The following is an 18,880-nucleotide window of genomic DNA, read 5'->3' as shown; positions in this document are numbered from 1 at the left end:
ATCATTTTAACCTAGTGGTTCTTTGTTCGATCCGTTTTTCATAACCCTTCCCTTGAAAAATGCGCTGCACATAAATTCCGGGAGTATGAATGTGATTAGGATCTAACTCGCCCGGCTCTACCAGTTCTTCTACCTCGACTATGGTAATTTTACCTGCCATAGCCATCATTGGGTTAAAGTTTCTGGCGGTTCCTTTAAAGATCAAGTTGCCTGAAGTATCGCCTTTCCAAGCTTTTACTAAAGCGAAATCAGCCTTAAGCCAATTTTCGAGCAAATACATTTTGCCATCGTATTCTCTGGTTTCTTTGCCTTCGGCCACTTCGGTACCGTAACCTGCTGGTGTGTAAAAAGCAGGAATTCCAGCTCCACCGGCCCTAATACGTTCTGCTAAAGTACCTTGTGGAATAAGGTCTACTTCCAGTTCACCAGAAAGTAATTGCCTTTCGAATTCAGCATTCTCTCCTACATAAGAGGAAATCATTTTCTTTACCTGACGGGTTTGAAGCATTAAGCCAATCCCGAAATCATCCACACCTGCGTTGTTTGAAATGCAGGTCAAACCATTTACACCCGTTTTGAGCAGGGCAGAAATACAGTTTTCAGGAATACCACAAAGCCCAAAACCACCTAACATCAATACTGCATTATTAGGAATGTCTTTTACAGCTTCATCAGCATTAGCAACTACCTTATTGATCATGATTTTTTGCTTTATAATTTGACAAACAAGCCTTTACAGCGATTTCATCTTTCTTCAGTTGTTCTTTAAGCGCTTCCACGGAACTGAATTTTTCTTCTCTCCGAATCAAATCTATAAACTCTACGCTAATTTCAGAATCGTAGATGTCTTCATCGAAATCAAAAATATGTACTTCGATGGTTTTATCATCGCCACCAATGGTCGGGCGGTTGCCTATGTTGAGCATCCCGTCTCTTTTCTCGTACTTATTGCATACTTGAACGGCATAAATGCCATCCGCTGGAATAAGCTTATAACTTTCCTTCACGTGAATATTGGCAGTAGGATAACCAATGGTTCTTCCAATTTTCTGTCCGTGCACCACCATTCCTGCTACTGAGTACGGACGGCCAAGGTATTCGTTGGCAGTTTTTACATCTCCAGTCTCTAAAGATCTTCTGATCTTGGTAGAAGATACCCCAATTTCTTCAATGTCTTGTCTAGGAATCTCTTCCACTTCGTAACCGTATTTTGGTGCGAATTCTTGAAGTTCTTTCAATCCACCATCCCTGTTTTTTCCAAAGCGGTGATCGTAGCCTATGATTAGCTTTTTGGTGTGGACACGCTCACTCAAAATGATGCGAATGTATTCTTCGCTGTTCATTTGGGCAAACTCTTGGGTGAAAGGGATTTTGACCAAATGGTCGATGCCGTACTTTTCTAAAACTGTGGCCTTTTCTGGAAAAGTGGTCAGCAGTCTCAAGGAATTATCCCAAGGTTTAAGTACTTGGCGGGGATGTGGCCAGTAGGTGATTAACACTGTTTCTCCACCAATTTTATCGGCTTCTTCGCGCAAGCGGGCGAGTATTTTCTGGTGGCCTACGTGTACGCCATCAAAAGTACCGCTGGTGACTACTGCATTGCGTAGTTCTGTAATGTCGTTTGTTCCGAGATGAATTTTCATTCTATCGTTTTCACGTAGTTTATAAAGTCTTCAAGTTGCCAGGCTTCATCAACCGAATGTTCACCAATTTTAGTTCGCCTTAAAGCACTTAAATGTGCACCAACCCCCAATTTTTCTCCAAAGTCATTGGCCAGCGTACGAATATAAGTGCCTTTTGAGCAAACTACCCTAAAGTTGACTTTAGGTAAATCTAAACTTACTATTTCAAATTCCGAAATTGTTATTAGTCTTGACTTCAATTCAACGTCTTTACCAGCTCGTGCTAAATCATAAGCACGTTTTCCATCTACTTTAATGGCCGAGAAAATGGGAGGGGTTTGGGCAATTTCACCAATGAAATTTTTGGTGTTTTGGTGAATTTCTTCTGCTGTTAAATGTGAAATATCAACAGCGGGTGTCGGTTCGGATTCCAAGTCATAACTTGCGGTGGTACTTCCCAAAGTAAAGCTGCCTGTGTATTCTTTCACATCGGCCATATAGCTTTCAATCGTCTTTGTCTTTTTCCCCGTGCAAAGAATCAAAAGTCCAGTAGCTAAAGGGTCTAAAGTGCCTGCATGGCCTATTTTCTTAATTCCGATGTTGTATCTGATTTTCTTAACAACCCCAAAAGATGTCCATTCTAAAGGCTTGTCGATTAGAATGACCTGACCGTTTTTGAAATTTTCTTCTTTGCTGAGGGATGGATCTATTTCTAAGGATTTCGACATTATATAAAGGTGTAGATTATTGCACCTAAACCTACGGCAAAACAATAGTATGAGAAATATTTCAATTGACTTTTCTTCACCAAGGCGATCATCCATTTACAGGCAAAAAGGCCGGCAACAAAAGCGGCTAAAAAGCCAACGATAAGCGAAGAACTTTCAATTTGACTTGAGGCGATGTCGCCACTAAGGATGTCTTTAGCTACTTTCCCTAAGATTAACGGTACAACCATTAAGAAGGAGAAACGAGCGGCTTTTTCTCTGTCAATACCCAAAAGCACTGCAGTAGAAATGGTAGCGCCAGAGCGTGAAATGCCTGGTAGAATAGCAATGGCTTGAGCAATACCAATGGTGATTGCGTTGGGCATAGAAACCGCTTTGTCGGTTCTTTTGGCTTTGTCGGCCAAGAATAGAAGACCAGCGGTTAATATTAACATACAGCCGACTAGTAGTAGTTGTCCGCCAAATAGCGATTCGATTTCTTCATCGAACAGCACGCCAATAACGGCTGCGGGAATCATGGAGACTACTATTTTTAGGGAGTACTTGAACTGGTCGTTATTCTTGAACAGGAAAAGGCCAGTAACCAATTCGGTGATTTCTTTTCTAAAAATAACGATGGTACTTAGGGCAGTGGCTGCGTGGAGCACTACTGTCATCAATAAACTTTCCTCGGGAACACTAGTGTCACCTAGAATAGCTTTAACGATTTCTAAATGACCACTGCTGCTTACTGGTAAAAACTCTGTTAATCCTTGAACGATGCCAAGAATAATGGCTTCAAAAATGGTCATTAATCGTTCTTAGCTTTCTTAAAAATAGCAAAAAACTCAATGATAAAGCCAGCAAGGATGATGATCGGTCCTAAAGTAAGCCCAAGAAAACCTTGGCCTTGAGGGTTGCTTTCCAAAGACATGACGATAAAGCCTAAGAGCAAAACGCCTAATCCAATGAGCATCCACTTATAGTTTTCTTTCCCGAAGGCGAAATTATTTTTGTTTTCAGACATATCAGTATAGTTCGTCTAGTGACATTTTTAAATATTTGTTCATGGCCCTATAAGTGCTGATAAAGGCAATAAAGCTTCCCAGAATAATGAGCAAGCCGTAAAGCGCCATAATGAAAACCTCTTGCTGAAGTTCTACTAACCTTTCAATTTTGGTGTTGGCAAATTGAAGAAGCCCATAAAGCAATAGAGCAGAAATGACTCCCGCTATGGCTCCGTGGAAAAGGGCCCTTTTCAGAAATGGTTTTTTAATAAAACCACTGGTGGCACCCACCAACTGCATACTGCGAATTAAAAATCGCTGAGAGAAAAGTGCCAGCTTAATGGTATTGTTGATCAGCATGACCACTACAATCAGAAGAATAGTGGCAAAGCCCATCAGAATCAATCCGATGTTTCTAAGGTTTTTATTGATGGAATCTACGAGGCTTTCTACAAAAGTGACTTCAAACACGCCACTAATGGCTTCAATTTTATTGCCGATGCTGTCTAGTTTAGCATTGGTTTGAAACTCAGGAGCAATGTTCACCACCAAGGCATCGCGCAGTGGGTTATCACCTAAGAATTCTGAAAAATCTTCGCCTGTATCTTTCACGAATTGCTTGGCAGCTTCCTCTTTCGAAATGAAAACGATTTGAGGCTTTTCTTCTTTTTTGAGTACGTAAGGACTTGTGGAAATCTCACGCTGAATGCGATTACGCTGGTTTTCTGAAGTGTTTTTGTTGAGGTACACCTGAATCTCGATGTTCTCCTGAATCACCGAAGTGAGACGGTTGGTATGCAATAGGAGCATTCCGAAAAGGCCCACCACAAATAAGGCCAGGGCCACACTGAAAATGACACTCCCGTATTGGTATGAACCAACCTTTTTCTTCCTTCTGACTTTCTTTTCTTGTTTATTCACGATCGCTTAAACTCGTTCAAAAATAGTAATTTATTCATTCAGAGAACTGTCTATTCCAGTTAATATTATTTAATGTGAGATAGAATTGACGAGCGGAGGTACAGTTGAATTTATAATGCGGTCATATGAAAAATGTATCCGATAATTTTGCGCTCTATAGATAAGCGATTATTTCGCGAATGATTGAAAGCCTTGGCAGATTTTTTGAATACACACAATCTTTGATCAAAGCCTTCGTCTTTTAGAACAATAGATCACTTGATGAGGTTGAAACAGAGTTATTACCTATGAAATTAATTGTCACCGTATTTTTTTTAACGATGTCTGTTTTTAAAGCACCATCCGATACTGCAGATACCATTTTGGGTGTTTGGTGGACGGAAGGGAAGAAGGCGAAAGTGAAAATTTACAAGGAAGCAGGCCGCTATGCTGGTGAAATTATTTGGCTGAAAGCAAGTGCGGACGATGATCGCATTATCCGAGATTCAAAGAATGAGATAGAAAGGTTGAAGGAAAGGCCCCTCATTGGTATTGATTTGATCGAAGGTTTTACCTTCAAAGATTCAAAGTGGGTGGAAGGAAAAGTGTATGACCCTGAAAAGGGAAAATCATACGATTGTATTCTCAAACTCGATGGTGACCAACTGGAGGTGAGGGGTTATATAAATATGCCCATGTTTGGTAAATCGGTATTTTGGAAAAGGGTAAACGAGGCCGAATAATCAACTTACCAAGAAGTTGGTTTATAGTCTTTCAAGAATTTTCCACACCAATGTTTCCCCGTATTAATCCCGTCAAACAAAGGATCCATCACTCTAGCAGCGCCATCTACAATGTCTAAAGGCGGCTGAAAATCATGCAGTTCTTCTTTTCTTCTGGCCAATTCCGCAGGGTCTTCGTCTGTCACCCAACCCGTATCTACCGCATTGGTGTAAATCCCAAATTTAGCCAAGTCCGATGCCGAAGTAAGCGTCATCATGTTCAAGGCGGCTTTGGCCATGTTCGTGTGCGGATGGCGCGGTTCTTTATGGAATTGGTGGAATTTACCTTCCATGGCCGACACATTAATAATGTGCTTAATGCCAGTGTTCTCCTTTTTCATCAGATTCACCAGACGGTTGCACAATACAAAAGGGGCAACAGAATTGACCAATTGCACTTCCAACATTTCGTTGGTGTGTACTTCACCTAGTTTCAATCGCCAACTGTTCGTTTTTCTTAAATCCACCTGCTGTAAATCTGCATCTAGTTTCCCTTCAGGGAAGACCTCTTTGGCGGTAAGTGAATTGTCGATGCTGTATGGGATTTGAGAGAGCTGAGCCGAAGCGCTTAGTCCGATACCCAATTGCTTTCCATGCCAGCTTACAGGTAAATTCTTGTTTTCGCCTTCGGCAAAGCCAGCACTTAAAGTTCTTAATTCCTGAATGCAGTCATTGTGATCTGCCAAAAGGTCTTGGGCGAAGGGTGTTAATTCTTCAAACTTGAGTCTTTCATTGGGCATTAAATGCGAGTAAAAACCAGAAGGTCGCCTTACGGTTTGTGCCGCATTGTTGATCAATATATCGAGCCTGTCGTATTGCTGTTCTATGAAATTGCAGAAGATTTCTACGCTCGGAATATGCCTTAAATCTAAGCCGTGAATGTTCAAGCGATGTCCCCATTCTTTGAAATCGGCTTCTTTAGAAAAGCGCAAAGCCGAATCGATAGGGAAGCGGGTAGTGGCAATTACGGTAGCGCCAGCCCTCAGCATCATTAAAGTAATGTGATAACCGATCTTCAACCTAGAACCTGTGACCAAGGCTACTTGGCCGGTGAGGTCTGCGGTTTGAAAACGTTTGGCATAATTGAAGTCACCACATTCCTTGCACATGGTGTCGTAGAAATGGTGAAGTTTATTGAAAGTGGTTTTACACACGTAGCACTCTCGTGGAGATTCCAGCTCGACTTCCTTTTCATGTTCCTTGCCCGTAAGGTCAATCATGGTGGGAGCAATGAAGATGGAGGCTTCCCGTGCACTTCTAATGCCTGTGGCGTTTCTCGCGTCCTTGTCTTTAGCTGCTATTTTCTTCTTGATTACTTTTTTAGCCCCTCTTTTGCGCTTCAAAAGTTCTTCTTTGCTCGGACGAGAAAAAGTGCCTGCCGCTATAATCAACGCCAGTCGTTCTTCTTTTGGAATATCGAAGATTTGGTTGGTATTATTATTCAAAGTCTCCAATACCGCAATACACTGGCGAATCTGTTCTGGACTTAATTTGGAGGACTCTTCTTTCGACATGTTTATTACTTAGCCCGCAAAAGTAAGGTTATAAGCGTTGATTTCCATCCATAGGATAGAGAGTTTTGCCATATACCAATCCTCCCAACCTCCTTCTCCAAGGAGGAGTGTTCGTAGTATCATTTATGCTGCATAACCTTGAGGTGCGTTATCTGTTAGGAGATATCTCTAAGAGAGGTAATGAATTTTTGTGAGAAAAATAAAAAGCCCTCCGAATTTGAAAGATCAACTCTGGAGGGCTTTTATAGAGGCTTTCTATTTTTATTCGCTTCTTAAGCTCTTGACAGGGTTTGCTCTGGCGGCCTTAAAGGTTTGTAAGCCTACGGTAAGCCATGCAATGATTAGCGCAGCAAGGCCAGCCAATAAGAAATACCAGATTTCAAGATCGATATGATAGGCGAATTCATCCAACCATGATTTCAGTAAGAAATAGCTTAAAGGAAGCGCAATCAGAATGGCCAACCCAATCATTTGGTTGAAGTCGACAGAGAGTAATCTAACGATGCTAGAACTACTGGCGCCCATCGCTTTTCTTACGCCAATTTCTTTAGAGCGTCTTTCTGCCGTAAAGGCAGCCAATCCAAAAATGCCTAAGCAGGAAATAATAATGGCAATGCTACCGAAGTATTTTGAGAGCGTAGCAACACGTCCTTCCGAAGCGTATTGAATCGCGTAATCTTGGTCCAAAAAGGTGTAATTGAAATCGAAGTCAGTGTTGTATTGTTTGTATAGCTCGGAGATTCTATCAATGGTGCTTCGTTCTTGTCCGGGCTCAATTCGAACCAAGAGATTGATCATCATCTTATCTTCTAACTTGAAGAACATCGGGGTAATTGGCTCATGTAAAGAACTGAAATTAAAGTCTTTCACCACCCCAATAATCTGCATGTCTTTGCCCCAAAGTCTTACGGTCTGGCCTATTGGATTGGTCAACCCCATTACCTTAACTGCTTCTTGGTTTATGATGAGTTTAGAAATGTCTGTGGTGAAGTCTCTAGAAAAACTTCTCCCTTCTACTATGTCTACCCCAAGGGTTTCTATAAAATCATTGGTAACCGTCATATTACCGAATCGGGTTTGCACCTCCTCGTTTTTTTCTGGCCAGTGGACATCCGTAGTGTAACTTCCTCCACTAATAATGGTGTGTTGCGTGCCGCCCGCATTGATTACTCCAGGCGTGTTTTTAATTTGATCGATAAATGTGTCTAAGTTTTCTGTCACTTTACCTTCGTTGGCAAAGAGAATCAGATTTTCCTTATTGTATCCTATGTTCTTATTCTGAACGAATTCAATCTGTTTTGAAACCACCAGTACGGCAGCAATAAGTACTACGGATAAAGTAAATTGAAACACAACCAAGCCTTTTCTGACCCAAAGTTCACCCAATGAATTCTTGATTTTCCCTTTTAGAATGGTAGTTACTTTGAATCCCGACAAGTAAAGCGCAGGATAACTTCCTGCTATTAATCCAGTGATTACTAGAATGGCGAAAAGCAAAATGAGCAAATTAGAACTGAGTTGAAAAACGATCTGCTTGCCCGTAATTACATTGAATTGAGGAAGGATAAGCACGACCAAAATCAAGGCCACTAGAATAGAAATAAAGGTCATTAGAAATGCCTCTTCCAAGTACTGCCAAATTAGGGCTTCACGTCTGGCACCGATGGCCTTTTTAACGCCAATTTCTTTGGTTCTTCGTGAGGCTTTTGCAGTTGACAAGTTCATAAAGTTGATGCAGGCAATGAGCAGTATAAAGACTGACACGATTGAGAAAAGCCTGATGTATTCTATTCTGCCGCCCGCCTGAACCCAGTTTTCGTATTTTGAGTAGAGGTACTTGTCTGAATATTTACGCACGAAAGGGGTGACATTCGAGTTAGAAGATTTTTCCTTTACAAAAGGCGCTATTTTTTCATTAAGTTGTCTAATATCTGTACCCTCGGTTAACTTTACATAGGTAAGCGCATTATAATTGCCCCATTGTTTACCATCCCCCAGTATATCAGCAAAGATATCGAAGGGTAAAACAAAGTCGAATTCTTCTGTTGAATTGGCGGGTACATCTTCGAAAACTCCCGAAACTTGAAGCTCTCTACTGAATTCGAGCACTTGCCATTTTACGTTTTGCCCCATGGCTTTTTCTGGGTCACCAAATAGGCTTGTGGCCAGACTTTCAGAAATAGCAATGGACTCTTTATTTTCTAGTGCGCTGCTGGCTGAGCCATAAATCAGCGGAAAAGTAAAAAGCTCGAAATAACGTTTCCCGGCAAATCTGCCCGAAGCTTTAATCGTTTTCTCAGAAGTCGTAAGTGGCATTTTCCCGAACCAAAAGGAGGGGGTGGCCTGTAAGCCAATTTCTATTTCTGGCACTTCTTGCTCCAAGGCTTCGGCCAGTAGGGATTGTGTGTCTTCTTGCGTATTGAGCGTGCCTGACTCTTCATGGTGAAGCATGACTTGATAAAGCTGGTCATCGAGCTTGTGGAATTTGTCTACGCTGTGTTCATCGGTTACCCAAAGATAGATGAGTAGGGTGCAGGCCAATCCGCTGGAAAGACCGATTAAATTGATCAGAAATGCGCTTTTGTAGCGCAGAAAATTTCTGTAGCTGACTAATAAGTTGTGTTTGAACATACCGTAATAATTGAGTTTTTGATTTCCTTCTAATTTTCGGATCATGCTGGGCCTGAACAGCTTCAGCACGTCTTTTTTGAATACCTTTTTTGCCTTTTGTACTCCGTGATTTTCGGCATTCGCCTCAAACCGTTCTAATAAATCACCTTCAATGTCTTCTTTGTACTCCGCTCTACAGAACCACCTGAAGAACCTGAGCCAAAACTTTGAAGGCTGAATATTGTCATGTGACCGCATGACGATTAATTGTTAAGTGCTATTTCTGGAATGGCATTCCACAAGCCTACGCGCTGTTCTTTTGCTTCGCGAAGGGTGGTTTTACCCAAACTGGTGACCGTGAAAAAACGTTTTCTTTTTCCGCCTCGCATTTTTGTGGCTTCGCCAAATTCAGAAGTGAGAAAGCCTTTGTCCTCCAATCTTCTTAATACCGTTTGCAAAGCACCAATGCTTACCGAGCGCTCCAAGCGCGATTCCATTTCATCGATAATCGCCACTCCGTAGGCCTCACCATGTAAAATGGCTACGGTTAAGAGCACGATTTCTTCGAATTCACCAAGGTTATGTTTACCCATTGCTTTATTATTTACCTTAAATGTAGTTAATATAAAAACGCAAGCAAGAGAAGCTGTGAATTATTTTTACCTGTATTGTAGTTTATATGTTCTTTGGGTTTATCGGGAATATTAGAGATATGGATGAATTAGCTTAGAAACCGATCGCCCAGAACCGTCACTGTGAGGAATAAACCGAGCGATAGCTCAAGTTTGTGACGCGACAGTCTGTCTGTTTTATGGAGTGGGCATCGGGCAGAGTCCTGAATTATAATCGTCACAGGTTCGGAGAGCTTGTGGCAGGGTGTCCTTATTTATAACTGTCACTGCTCCGGCTAAAAGGCGGGTAAATAGGAGAGCCTGTGAGAGGAGATAGGTAAGCACCAATCCCCGCTATGGAGAAGGGAGTAACAGAGAGGTGTCATTACTGCTTGAATAGAAGCTCAATACTATAGAATAACAGATATTTAACACTAGCACGAATCAGGAATAAAAGAATGTATTTTACGTTCTTTGGCTCAGCTTTACTTAATCCATATTCAATAAAAAAAAGCAATGGTAAAACAAAATATATGAGATTGATATCAGCCATATCTACATCAGATAATAATGATAGAATGAAATGACCAAACTTGATTATCAAATAGACTACAAAATAAGTAACGCTTAATTCTAGAATCTTAAGAAGGGTTCTGAAAATTTTATCTTGTTCATGCTTAACCGAATCAGGTATTAATTCAATCGGTTTACTAAGGTCGAAAAATATTAAAATTTTATTCATTTTACTTTTCAGAAAGTTTTTTCCACGCAATAATGATAACCGACAAAATACTTCTAGGGTCATTATCGACTAAAACAAGAGTTTCTCTTGTAGGTATAATATCTAAATTATTCTGACTCTCAATTTCTTAAATCATGAAAGTATTTTCCAGATTACTTGCTTTAAATGGTTTTTCTAAACAATACCTTTGCAACCAATGTCCTATACGGTTAAAATTAAAGCTTTATCGACAACTCAATTTTTCCACCTAAACCCAGTTCCACAATCTTTTTGAGAGTAGAAAGGCGCACCTCTTTAATGTTATTTTCGATTTTAGAAATGTAAGATTTAGTAGTGCCTACTTTTTCTGCCAACTGCGCCTGGGTAAGCCCTTTTTCTAGGCGGGCTTCATGAATTAAAGCACCAATCTTAAAGTTCTCATAACCATCATCTAACTCGGTGCGGCTGGGTGTGTCTACCTCTCCAAAATGCTTGTCTTTGAATTGGTCTAGACTAGTAATATTATTTTTGCTCTTGCTCATATTCCTTCTTGATTTTTAAGGCCTTTTCAATTTCGCCCTTTGGGGTCTTTTGGTTTTTCTTCTGAAAGCCATTCATAATCACTACGATTTTGCCTTCATCAAAAAAGCAAAAAATACGGTAAATGTTACTTCCAGTTTGTACCCTCACTTCATACAAACCTTGCGTTCCCTTTAAGTGCTTTAAATAGGTTTCTGGAACGGTTTGTACTTCCTCAATTAGGTTTAAAGTCCAAACTATCTTCTTTTTGACTTTATCAGTTTGTTTGATAAAGAAGGTTTCGAAGTAATTCTTGTAGAAAACTACTGTACGTATCTTGGTCACCTATCAAAGATAGAAAGAAAGTTTCACTAAAGTGAAACTTTTGACTGATTTATTACGCACCTTCAGGGCTTAAGTAGGAGAGGTGCTTTTTACGAAGGGTTGCACCCTTCGTTTAGATGTAACGCCCTTTCAGGGCTGGGAAAGGTAGTATTCCTTTGCTCTTTATGTCTTTTAAGAAGCTAGATATTTTGAACTGAAAGCCCTGTAAGGGCTAGATATTGTAGGGACGGGTGCAGCCCGTCCCTAGTTTAGCACAAAATTAAATAAGCCCTGTAAGGGCGAGATAGCTTTAATTCCTTCCCACGAAGCGATCGGGGTCAGGGTGAAAAGGAGAGTGAGAATAACGGACGAGTGAAGTAGATATGCTGGTGAAGAATACTGACAGTGGAGAAAATCCTCGTTGCAAACGAGGATTAGTGGGGTGCAAATAACAGCCTCTTTGCTTGCCATGAGTCAGCCTGATTTCTACGGATTATGTATTCCTCTTTGCGGCTCTCTGTGTCCTTTGTGGTGAATCCTTTTCCCTCCCTAGGAAAATATTATTATTAATAACTGTGATGTTTTACCTGCTCTCGCGAATAATAAAGCGAGCTGCGAGGCAATATCGCTTTGCACTAAAGTCTGAAAGCCAGAATAATAAAAACCATTCAAATACTGAAAATCATGAAAACTCAAATCAATCAATCACTTAAAACAATTACCACAATTGTATTTTTTGCAGTCTTCTTCACCACGGTAAGCTGTGGTGACAAAAAGTCGGCTACGCAAGAAGCATCTACTGCTGAGAATAAGGTTTCAGCGCCTAAAATAGATATTCATGCTGCGGTGGTGACTGGCGACAAGGAGGCACTCAAACAACACATTGCTGCAGGTTCGGACATCAACAAAAAAGACCCAATGGGAGGTTCAAGTCCATTGATCAGTGCTGCTTTATTTGGCAAAACGGAAATGGCTAAAGCACTGATCGATGCTGGTGCTGACATTAACTTCACCAATAATGAAGGTTCTACAGCACTCCATACCGCAGCATTCTTTTGCCGAACAGAGATTGTACAAATGCTATTAGACAAAGGAGCCGACAAAACGGTGAGAAACAATTACAAAAGCACCGCCTACGAGTCTGTGATTGTGCCTTTCAAGGACATCAAGAGTACTTACCAAATGATGGAGCAAATGCTTACGCCTATGGGGCTCAAAGTAGACTATGACTATCTCGAAAAGACGAGGCCTGTGATTGCTGAAATGTTGAAATAACCTCAGTCAGTTCTTAAGTCAAGAAAGATGTCAGCAATAAGCAGAAGATACGATATTGATTGGGTGAGGGTCATTGCCATTGGTTTGCTTTTGATCTATCATGTTGCCATAGGTTTCCAAATCTGGGGTGGGATGATTGGGTTTATTACCAATAGCGAGCCTTGGGGAGCATTATGGACACCCATGACCATGCTCAATATTTGGAGAATACCGCTGCTGTTTTTTGTATCCGGAATGGGCGTTTATTTCGCCATTCAAAAGAGAAACTGGAAGCAGCTTTTGAAAGAGCGAGCAGGTAGAATCCTTGTGCCCTTCATCTTTGGCGTTTTCGTTATTGTCCCCATTCATGTGTACCTCTGGCAAAGCTATTATCACTGGGATTTGAGTTATAATGCAAACCCCAGCCACCTCTGGTTTTTGGGTAATATTTCTGCCTATGTAGTGCTTCTAGCGCCTGTTTTCTTTTACCTCAAGAAGCACCAAGAAGGAAGAATAGTAAAGGGCATCAAGAAAGTATTGAGTAGCCCATTGGGCCTGGTGCCTGTGATTCTTGCCTTTGTTGCCGAAGCACTCATTATTGATCCGATTCCATTCGAACTGTATGCTATGACATGGCATGGTTTCGTTTTGGGTCTGCTGGCATTCTTCTTCGGTTTTTGCTTTGTACTGAGCGGGGCTTCCTTCTGGAAGATGCTTTTGAAATGGAGGTGGCTGTTTGTTTTTGTAGCCATTCTGCTTTATGTGGTTCGCTTTATCGAATTTGAATCGGTTGCTCCTGGTTATTTGATGGCCATTGAATCTAACCTATGGATCTTTTCAGTTTTCGCGTTTAGCTACAAATATTTAAACAGACCAAGCAAGGTCTTAAACTATTTGAGTCAGGCGGCTTATCCCGTTTACATTCTGCACATGGTCTTCATTTATCTAGGTTCATTAATCGTATTTCCGCTAGAGATCGCTGTGCCTTTAAAGTTTGTTTTGGTGCTATTATTTACTGTTTTGGGTGCTTTCGCTGTCTATGAATTCATCATCAGAAGGATGAAAATCATGCGGCCATTGTTTGGGCTCAAAGTAAAATAAGATCGACCGTATAGTGTGGGTAATACTTCTGGGGATGACTCTCTATGTAAAGTGCTTATAATAAATGGGTTGTGTTTTTTATTATGGCGCGAGTTGCTTTTGGTATATTATTTGTTTTAAAAACCATATATGAAATTAGCCAATTGGTTATTTTTTATATTTGTATCGGTCGACTGGATGATTCCTTCTAAAGGATTCTTCTGGTTCGAAACTGAAAACTCAATAATTTTTTAACACAACAACACAAAACAATGAAAAAACAATTATCTCTACTCTCAATCATGGTAATGACCGTGGTTTTATCGAGCTGTGCCAGTATTTTAAGTAGGAGTACTTATCCAGTCAGCATTAACAGTAACCCAGCCTCTACTATATCAGTAATGGATACAAAGGGCACGGAAATTTACAAAGGTAATACACCCGCGACTGTAGTACTGAAGTCGGGTGATGGATTCTTCAAACGAGCGGCTTACCAAGTGAAGTTTACAAAAGCAGGCTACGATGAAAAAATTGTACCTATAACCTTTAAGGTAGATGGTTGGTATTGGGGAAATTTACTATTAGGTGGAGTAGTAGGTATGCTGATAGTAGATCCTGCCACTGGGGCCATGTATAAACTCGAAAATGAATTCATTAACGAAACACTTCTTCGGTCATCTGCGAGTGCTTCTCAAGCTGGGTTGAATGTTTATGGAATTGATGATATCCCTGCTAATTGGAAAGCGCACTTAGTGCCCTTAAAGTAAGCTTATGCTTTTAATTGACAAATGAAGCCGTAGGGGCTCATGAAGCTGAAAAGGCCATTCTAATTGTTAGAATGGCCTTTTCTTATGTTCAAATGTGAGAAGAATTAAGGGTATGATTGCCCAATAGTCAGGCAAGTTCCGTTGGGGTCGATAATCGAGAATTCCTTCTGCCCCCAAGGTTTAGATTCCAGTTTTACACTCACCTTGATGGAAGGGCTACTTTTTGACAATTTATTATATAATGCCTCAATGCCTTCATCCATCCTCAAGTAAATCATAAAGTCAGATTTGGTCGGGATAAGCGTTGGAAAGGAAAAGAATTGAAGTTCTACATCTCCTAAATCCATGATCAAATAGTCACCATAATCTGACCTCAGGGTGAATTCCAGATGGTTCACATAAAAGTCAAGCGTTTTTTGCTTGTCAATAAATGGGAGTTTGGGTACTATGGACTTAATCATGCTCGGATTTTTACTGTTTCAATAACTCGTCTAACACACCAAAAGCTGCTTCGGTACTACCTACAAAGCGATTAATGATTTTACCTTCTGGGTCTAAAATGAACTTGGTAGGAAAGCCTGCCACGTTGAGTTTTAGCACAAGGTCTTCGGTTTCGTTTTGGGCCAATACCTGCTGCCAATCGTAGCCATTTTCATCAAGAAAGGCCATCATTTTCTCCATGCTGTCTCCGCTGTTGATGCCCAGAATAGTCAATTGATCTTTGTATTTCTCTTGGTATTCTTTCACCGTTGGCATTTCGGCAACACAAGGGCCACACCAAACGCCCCAGAAATCAACCAAAACGTATTTTCCTTTTAAGCTGTAAAGCTCGAAAGTTTCACCATTAGGGGTAGCATTGCTAGTGAAATTCGGGATAATCTTTCCTTCCATAGTAGACTCAATTCCTTCTACTCTTTGGGCCACGGCCTCATAGTAAGTATAGCCAGCTAAGCTTTTGTCAAAAGACTTAAATGTTTTAATGGCCTCGTCTTGTGATACTTGACTTCGTACCATCATATCGGACAAATACCAAGCAGCAGCTTTTGACTTTGGGTTTGACGCCACAAACTCTTTTTTCATTTCATCGACTTTCCCGTTCAAAAGGTTCATCGAATCGGTAAGCACATCAAAACGTGGGTCGGTATCTTCTAGCTTATTTTGCTCCAATTGCATGTTCACGGCTTGATTTAGCAATGGAAAAATTTTACTGTTGATGCTCGCCAAATCGTCATTGGCTTGGGTTCCAGTAGGGTAGGCGTCTATGAAATCGGTAACTACTCCTTTAAACTCAATGTAATCTCCAGGGCTGGCTAAAAAGGCAAACTGTGAAGACTTGGCTGGGTAGTAACCATTTTCTGTTCTCTTGATTGTGCTTTCCACATTCGGCCAAAACACCATAAACTCAGGTTCACTGATTTTTGCGGTGTAAGTAAACTTTCCATTCTTCACGAAAATAGAGTCGGAAACTCTATTTCCTTCCGCATCCTTGTAGCTTCTCGACATGTATTTAGTGTCCAGTCCTTTGATAGTTCCGGTTACTGTAAAGCTATCGGGTGCTACTTTTACTTCTGGCTGACAGGCAAAAAGTACTGTGGTGAGTAAAAGCAAGAAGGTGGTCTTTTGTAAAAGGTTTTTCATAGTGATTTTCGATATATACGGTCGAATATGTAAGTGCTAAGCTATCTTAAATGAAGAGAAGAATACAGAGAATTGCTAATGGAGTTTTTTAGATGGCAATAAAATCCAAATTAGTATACTCTGATTACTTCGCCACAGCCTCTACCATCCACACTTCTTACATAGGCGTTGATGGCTTTGTCCATTGTAATGGGATTATGCCCAGGGAAATAGTCTTTGTACTTGTCATAAGCATCTTCTACCATGCCGAGAGACACTACATTTACCCTAATGCCGTTTTCTATTTCTAAATCAACAGCCTGTACAAAGCTGTGGATTCCACCATTGACCATGGCCGCACTCGTAGTTTTGATCACAGGGTCATCGGCCAAAATACCAGTTGAAAGTGTAATCGAACCTCCCGCGTTTAGGTATTTCTGACCAATTCTAACCAGGTTCACTTGTCCCATCAATTTGCTTCTGAGTCCGATGTAATAATCATCTTCTGAAAGCTCATTGAAGTTGGCCCATTTGGCTTCCCCCGCAATACAAATAATGGCGTCTAGCTTTCCGATATCTTCCAAAGCAGATGTAATGGATGCTGCATCTGCGATGTCAATTTGAACATCTCCATTTGTTCTTGCTCCAATTAATACTTCGTTCTTTTCTCTAAAATGGGCCGATACTTTCTTTCCGATGGTACCATTGCCCCCGATAATTAAAATTTTCATCTCTCTGTATTTTAGTTTAGCAAGGTTTATAAGTTTTTGGCCAAATCAAAAAAAGGGAGCCGCCTAAGCAGTTCCCTTTTGGTTGTGATGATGAATATCTTTTAGAGCAGTTCGTCTATCATGCTGCGTACTTTCTCTTCTGAAGGGCGAGGAGCAAAGGCAGTAACAATGTTGAAGTTCTCGTCAATTAAAAGATAGCGTGGAATGCCATTGATTTTATAATCGGCCAATTCTGCCTGGCTGATCAAATAGGTCTTTTCTGTCCAGCCTTTCTTCTGAATGTAGTTTTCCCAGGCCCTGACATTCGTGTCGATAGAAACAGAAAGGAACTCGATGTCTTTTCCTTTGTAGTCTTCTTTTAGCTGTTCATAAGCTGGTTCTTCGGCAATACAAGGGCCGCACCATGTTGCCCAAAAATCGACATAAATGACTTTACCTTTGTATTGAGAAAGGGGATGCTTTTCACCGCTTTGGGTGTTCATTACAAAATCGTAAGCGGCATGTCCCGGATCAAGTGTATTGTAGGAAGAAAGGGTGTATTCAATGGCGTCCTGATAATCTGGGTTGCTCAAGTCAGCCATTACGGTTTTCGATTGAACAACAATGCTATCCACTAGACCAGCATTTTTGAGCGTATACAAAAACGACTCTGTCTTCTGAAATTCCTTCATTTCAGGAGTTAAGGTGAAGCCTGTGAAAAAACCACTGCTTCTGAATTTCTCGTTACCGAATACCCCGAGCATATCTCTGAAATTGGGATGTTCCATGTATTTATTTTGGTCTAAATTGGTCGTTTTCTCATTCAGGAGCTCCTGAACTGGCGTCATGGCCTTTATCCAATTTTCATCACTAAACTCGAAGTAATCTTTAAAGCTGGCGTAAATCGGGAAGCTTTCAAGGGTATTGATGAAGTCTAAATCGAGTCTTAGTTTCTCAAATTCTTTGAACTGTGCAGAAGCATTTTTTACGCCTTCCAATTTAGTTAATCTGGCTGCGTTTTCTGTTTCGGCCAGTTTAACGATGTCTTGCACATCAGGAGATTTAACTTCTCTTCCGCCAGAAAGGTAGGAGCCACTTTTGGGGAAAGGAACATCCATTAAATAGCGGTTCACTTCTGCGCCTATGCCTTCGAAAGTGGCCTTGTTCGGATCCATATAATCAAGGCTCACCACTAGGCTGTCACCGGGGCTTAAGTACAGTTGGTTTCTTCCAACGCTATAATATCCTTCTTCTTCTAACCAAAATGAAGTAGAGAAATGATTGTTGGCATCTACGGAAAGCTCAACGTTTTGATCGCCTGTTAAACTTGCTAGACTGCTTCTGGCGCTTAGGGTTTTGGTGGCGTTATTGAAATTGATAAGCTCACCTTGGATGACCACCGTTTTTGGAGTTTCTTCTTTTTCAGGAGAACAACCAGTGAAGATGATAAAGGCTAATAGGGACAGTAAGAGAGATTTAATATTTCGCATAGAAGGTTATTATAAGCAATTGATACCTCAGAATGAACCTCAAGTTAATTGTTTGCTTCTGTTTATCAAGTTCAATTTATTGCAGGTGGAGGGTTTGCGACTTGACTCTGTTTATGTTTCAGAGTCCACTGTTGAGGCCAGTAAGTGAATTTCAGAGGCAAACCACCCTCAGCGTTTTCTGTTATAAGCTCGCTTTACTGTACAGGTTTCTGCACTTCCTGAGTTGAGTAGTTCAGTAGTTGTAATGACCAAGTTAGGGCCTGTTAGGACATAAGTTGAGTTGATATCAATACTATTAGAAAAAATGGGAGGGGTGAATGTGATCTTTTCGCTTAGCGCAATGAAACTACCGCTTTGCACGAGTTCACCATTTATAGTGTATTCATAGGTGAAGTTACTCAATGTCTTTAACTCAATACTCTGCCCTTGACTATTGCCTATGTATGCACTGCCCTGATTGCATACTGCATTTTCTTCTGAAAAGACCCAAGTAGTGAAAAAATCTGGGTTTGTAATATGTGTTATTGGGGGCTCTTCGTATCGACAAGAGGTAAGAAAGAAGCAAGACACCACTGTCAGTAAAAATAGGAATGTACGCTTCTTAAATCTGAACATATATGTTTTCGGGGCAATTATTAGGCCATG

20 protein-coding genes are annotated in these 18,880 nt (G+C 40.8%); 4 read left to right on the top strand and 16 right to left on the bottom strand.

Translation table 11 applies throughout. From position 1 onward, the window contains the following. Position 1 precedes the first annotated feature (1 nt). The 6 genes from AWN68_RS16765 to AWN68_RS16740 are packed head-to-tail and all read right to left on the bottom strand — an operon-like array spanning position 2 to position 4,257. Positions 2-700 carry a CoA transferase subunit A gene (locus tag AWN68_RS16765; RefSeq protein ID WP_068418261.1) on the bottom strand — a complete coding sequence of 233 codons (699 nt, stop codon included), beginning with the start codon at positions 698-700 and terminating at the stop codon, positions 2-4. Continuing rightward, entirely contained in the window at positions 690-1,643 is a 954-nt protein-coding gene (locus tag AWN68_RS16760) for a bifunctional riboflavin kinase/FAD synthetase (RefSeq protein WP_068418259.1), read from the bottom strand. The genes AWN68_RS16765 and AWN68_RS16760 overlap by 11 nt, the downstream gene beginning before the upstream one ends. Further along, on the bottom strand, positions 1,640-2,350 hold the full coding sequence (truB, locus tag AWN68_RS16755) for a tRNA pseudouridine(55) synthase TruB (RefSeq protein ID WP_068418256.1): 711 nt from the start codon (positions 2,348-2,350) through the stop codon (positions 1,640-1,642). Before truB ends, AWN68_RS16760 begins: the two co-directional genes overlap by 4 nt. After that, positions 2,350-3,141 carry an undecaprenyl-diphosphate phosphatase gene (locus AWN68_RS16750; protein ID WP_068418253.1) on the bottom strand — a complete coding sequence of 264 codons (792 nt, stop codon included), beginning with the start codon at positions 3,139-3,141 and terminating at the stop codon, positions 2,350-2,352. The genes truB and AWN68_RS16750 overlap by 1 nt, the downstream gene beginning before the upstream one ends. Next, positions 3,141-3,356 carry a DUF3098 domain-containing protein gene (locus tag AWN68_RS16745; RefSeq protein ID WP_068418251.1) on the bottom strand — a complete coding sequence of 72 codons (216 nt, stop codon included), beginning with the start codon at positions 3,354-3,356 and terminating at the stop codon, positions 3,141-3,143. Before AWN68_RS16745 ends, AWN68_RS16750 begins: the two co-directional genes overlap by 1 nt. Position 3,357: 1 nt before the next feature. Continuing rightward, on the bottom strand, positions 3,358-4,257 hold the full coding sequence (locus AWN68_RS16740; protein ID WP_068418249.1) for a cell division protein FtsX: 900 nt from the start codon (positions 4,255-4,257) through the stop codon (positions 3,358-3,360). A 287-nt stretch (positions 4,258-4,544) separates the two neighbouring features. Between AWN68_RS16740 and AWN68_RS16735 the strand changes: the two genes are divergently transcribed. Continuing rightward, complete coding sequence (locus AWN68_RS16735; protein ID WP_084362908.1) at positions 4,545-4,979, top strand: DUF2147 domain-containing protein; 435 nt, start codon at positions 4,545-4,547, stop codon at positions 4,977-4,979. A 5-nt stretch (positions 4,980-4,984) separates the two neighbouring features. Here AWN68_RS16735 and AWN68_RS16730 read toward each other — a convergent pair whose 3' ends face one another. From AWN68_RS16730 to AWN68_RS16705, 5 genes are all read right to left on the bottom strand, one after another. Next, the gene (locus AWN68_RS16730) at positions 4,985-6,532 is read right to left on the bottom strand and encodes an SDR family NAD(P)-dependent oxidoreductase (RefSeq protein WP_068418246.1); all 1,548 of its coding nucleotides are present in this window, start codon (positions 6,530-6,532) and stop codon (positions 4,985-4,987) included. Between the two features lie 261 nt (positions 6,533-6,793). Next, positions 6,794-9,400 carry an ABC transporter permease gene (locus tag AWN68_RS16725; protein ID WP_221405737.1) on the bottom strand — a complete coding sequence of 869 codons (2,607 nt, stop codon included), beginning with the start codon at positions 9,398-9,400 and terminating at the stop codon, positions 6,794-6,796. Positions 9,401-9,405: 5 nt separating this feature from the next. Then, positions 9,406-9,735 (bottom strand): PadR family transcriptional regulator, encoded by a 330-nt coding sequence (locus AWN68_RS16720; protein ID WP_068418245.1) that lies wholly within the window; start codon positions 9,733-9,735, stop codon positions 9,406-9,408. 975 nt (positions 9,736-10,710) lie between these two features. Beyond that, complete coding sequence (locus tag AWN68_RS16710) at positions 10,711-11,016, bottom strand: helix-turn-helix domain-containing protein (protein ID WP_068418243.1); 306 nt, start codon at positions 11,014-11,016, stop codon at positions 10,711-10,713. Further along, the gene (locus tag AWN68_RS16705; protein WP_068418242.1) at positions 10,997-11,338 is read right to left on the bottom strand and encodes a type II toxin-antitoxin system RelE/ParE family toxin; all 342 of its coding nucleotides are present in this window, start codon (positions 11,336-11,338) and stop codon (positions 10,997-10,999) included. The genes AWN68_RS16710 and AWN68_RS16705 overlap by 20 nt, the downstream gene beginning before the upstream one ends. Positions 11,339-12,001: 663 nt before the next feature. Here AWN68_RS16705 and AWN68_RS16700 point away from each other — a divergent pair. The 3 genes from AWN68_RS16700 (at position 12,002) to AWN68_RS16690 (ending at position 14,418) form a co-directional block, all read left to right on the top strand. Next, positions 12,002-12,592: an ankyrin repeat domain-containing protein gene (locus AWN68_RS16700; protein WP_068418241.1), complete on the top strand. Its 591-nt coding sequence runs from the start codon at positions 12,002-12,004 to the stop codon at positions 12,590-12,592. Between the two features lie 27 nt (positions 12,593-12,619). Further along, positions 12,620-13,672, top strand: coding sequence for an acyltransferase family protein (locus AWN68_RS16695; RefSeq protein ID WP_068418238.1), 1,053 nt, complete (start codon positions 12,620-12,622; stop codon positions 13,670-13,672). Positions 13,673-13,923: 251 nt separating this feature from the next. Beyond that, a complete protein-coding gene (locus AWN68_RS16690) occupies positions 13,924-14,418 on the top strand; it encodes a hypothetical protein (protein WP_068418235.1) in 495 nt (164 codons plus the stop codon). Between the two features lie 104 nt (positions 14,419-14,522). On the opposite strand, the gene AWN68_RS16685 is transcribed toward AWN68_RS16690, so the two are convergent. From AWN68_RS16685 to AWN68_RS16660, 5 genes are all read right to left on the bottom strand, one after another. Beyond that, a complete protein-coding gene (locus AWN68_RS16685) occupies positions 14,523-14,879 on the bottom strand; it encodes a bleomycin resistance protein (RefSeq protein ID WP_068418232.1) in 357 nt (118 codons plus the stop codon). Between the two features lie 10 nt (positions 14,880-14,889). Continuing rightward, complete coding sequence (locus AWN68_RS16680) at positions 14,890-16,056, bottom strand: TlpA disulfide reductase family protein (RefSeq protein WP_068418229.1); 1,167 nt, start codon at positions 16,054-16,056, stop codon at positions 14,890-14,892. A 110-nt stretch (positions 16,057-16,166) separates the two neighbouring features. Further along, complete coding sequence (locus tag AWN68_RS16675) at positions 16,167-16,766, bottom strand: short chain dehydrogenase (protein WP_068418227.1); 600 nt, start codon at positions 16,764-16,766, stop codon at positions 16,167-16,169. 101 nt (positions 16,767-16,867) lie between these two features. Then, entirely contained in the window at positions 16,868-18,235 is a 1,368-nt protein-coding gene (locus tag AWN68_RS16670) for a TlpA family protein disulfide reductase (RefSeq protein ID WP_084362907.1), read from the bottom strand. A 168-nt stretch (positions 18,236-18,403) separates the two neighbouring features. Continuing rightward, positions 18,404-18,850, bottom strand: a complete 447-nt coding sequence (locus AWN68_RS16660) for a hypothetical protein (protein ID WP_068418220.1) — start codon at positions 18,848-18,850, stop codon at positions 18,404-18,406. Between the last annotated feature and the right edge of the window lie 30 nt (positions 18,851-18,880).

Origin of the sequence: Roseivirga echinicomitans (genome assembly GCF_001592935.1) — a bacterium.
Lineage (GTDB): Bacteria > Bacteroidota > Bacteroidia > Cytophagales > Cyclobacteriaceae > Roseivirga > Roseivirga echinicomitans.
This window is presented reverse-complemented; position numbering and strand designations above follow the sequence as displayed.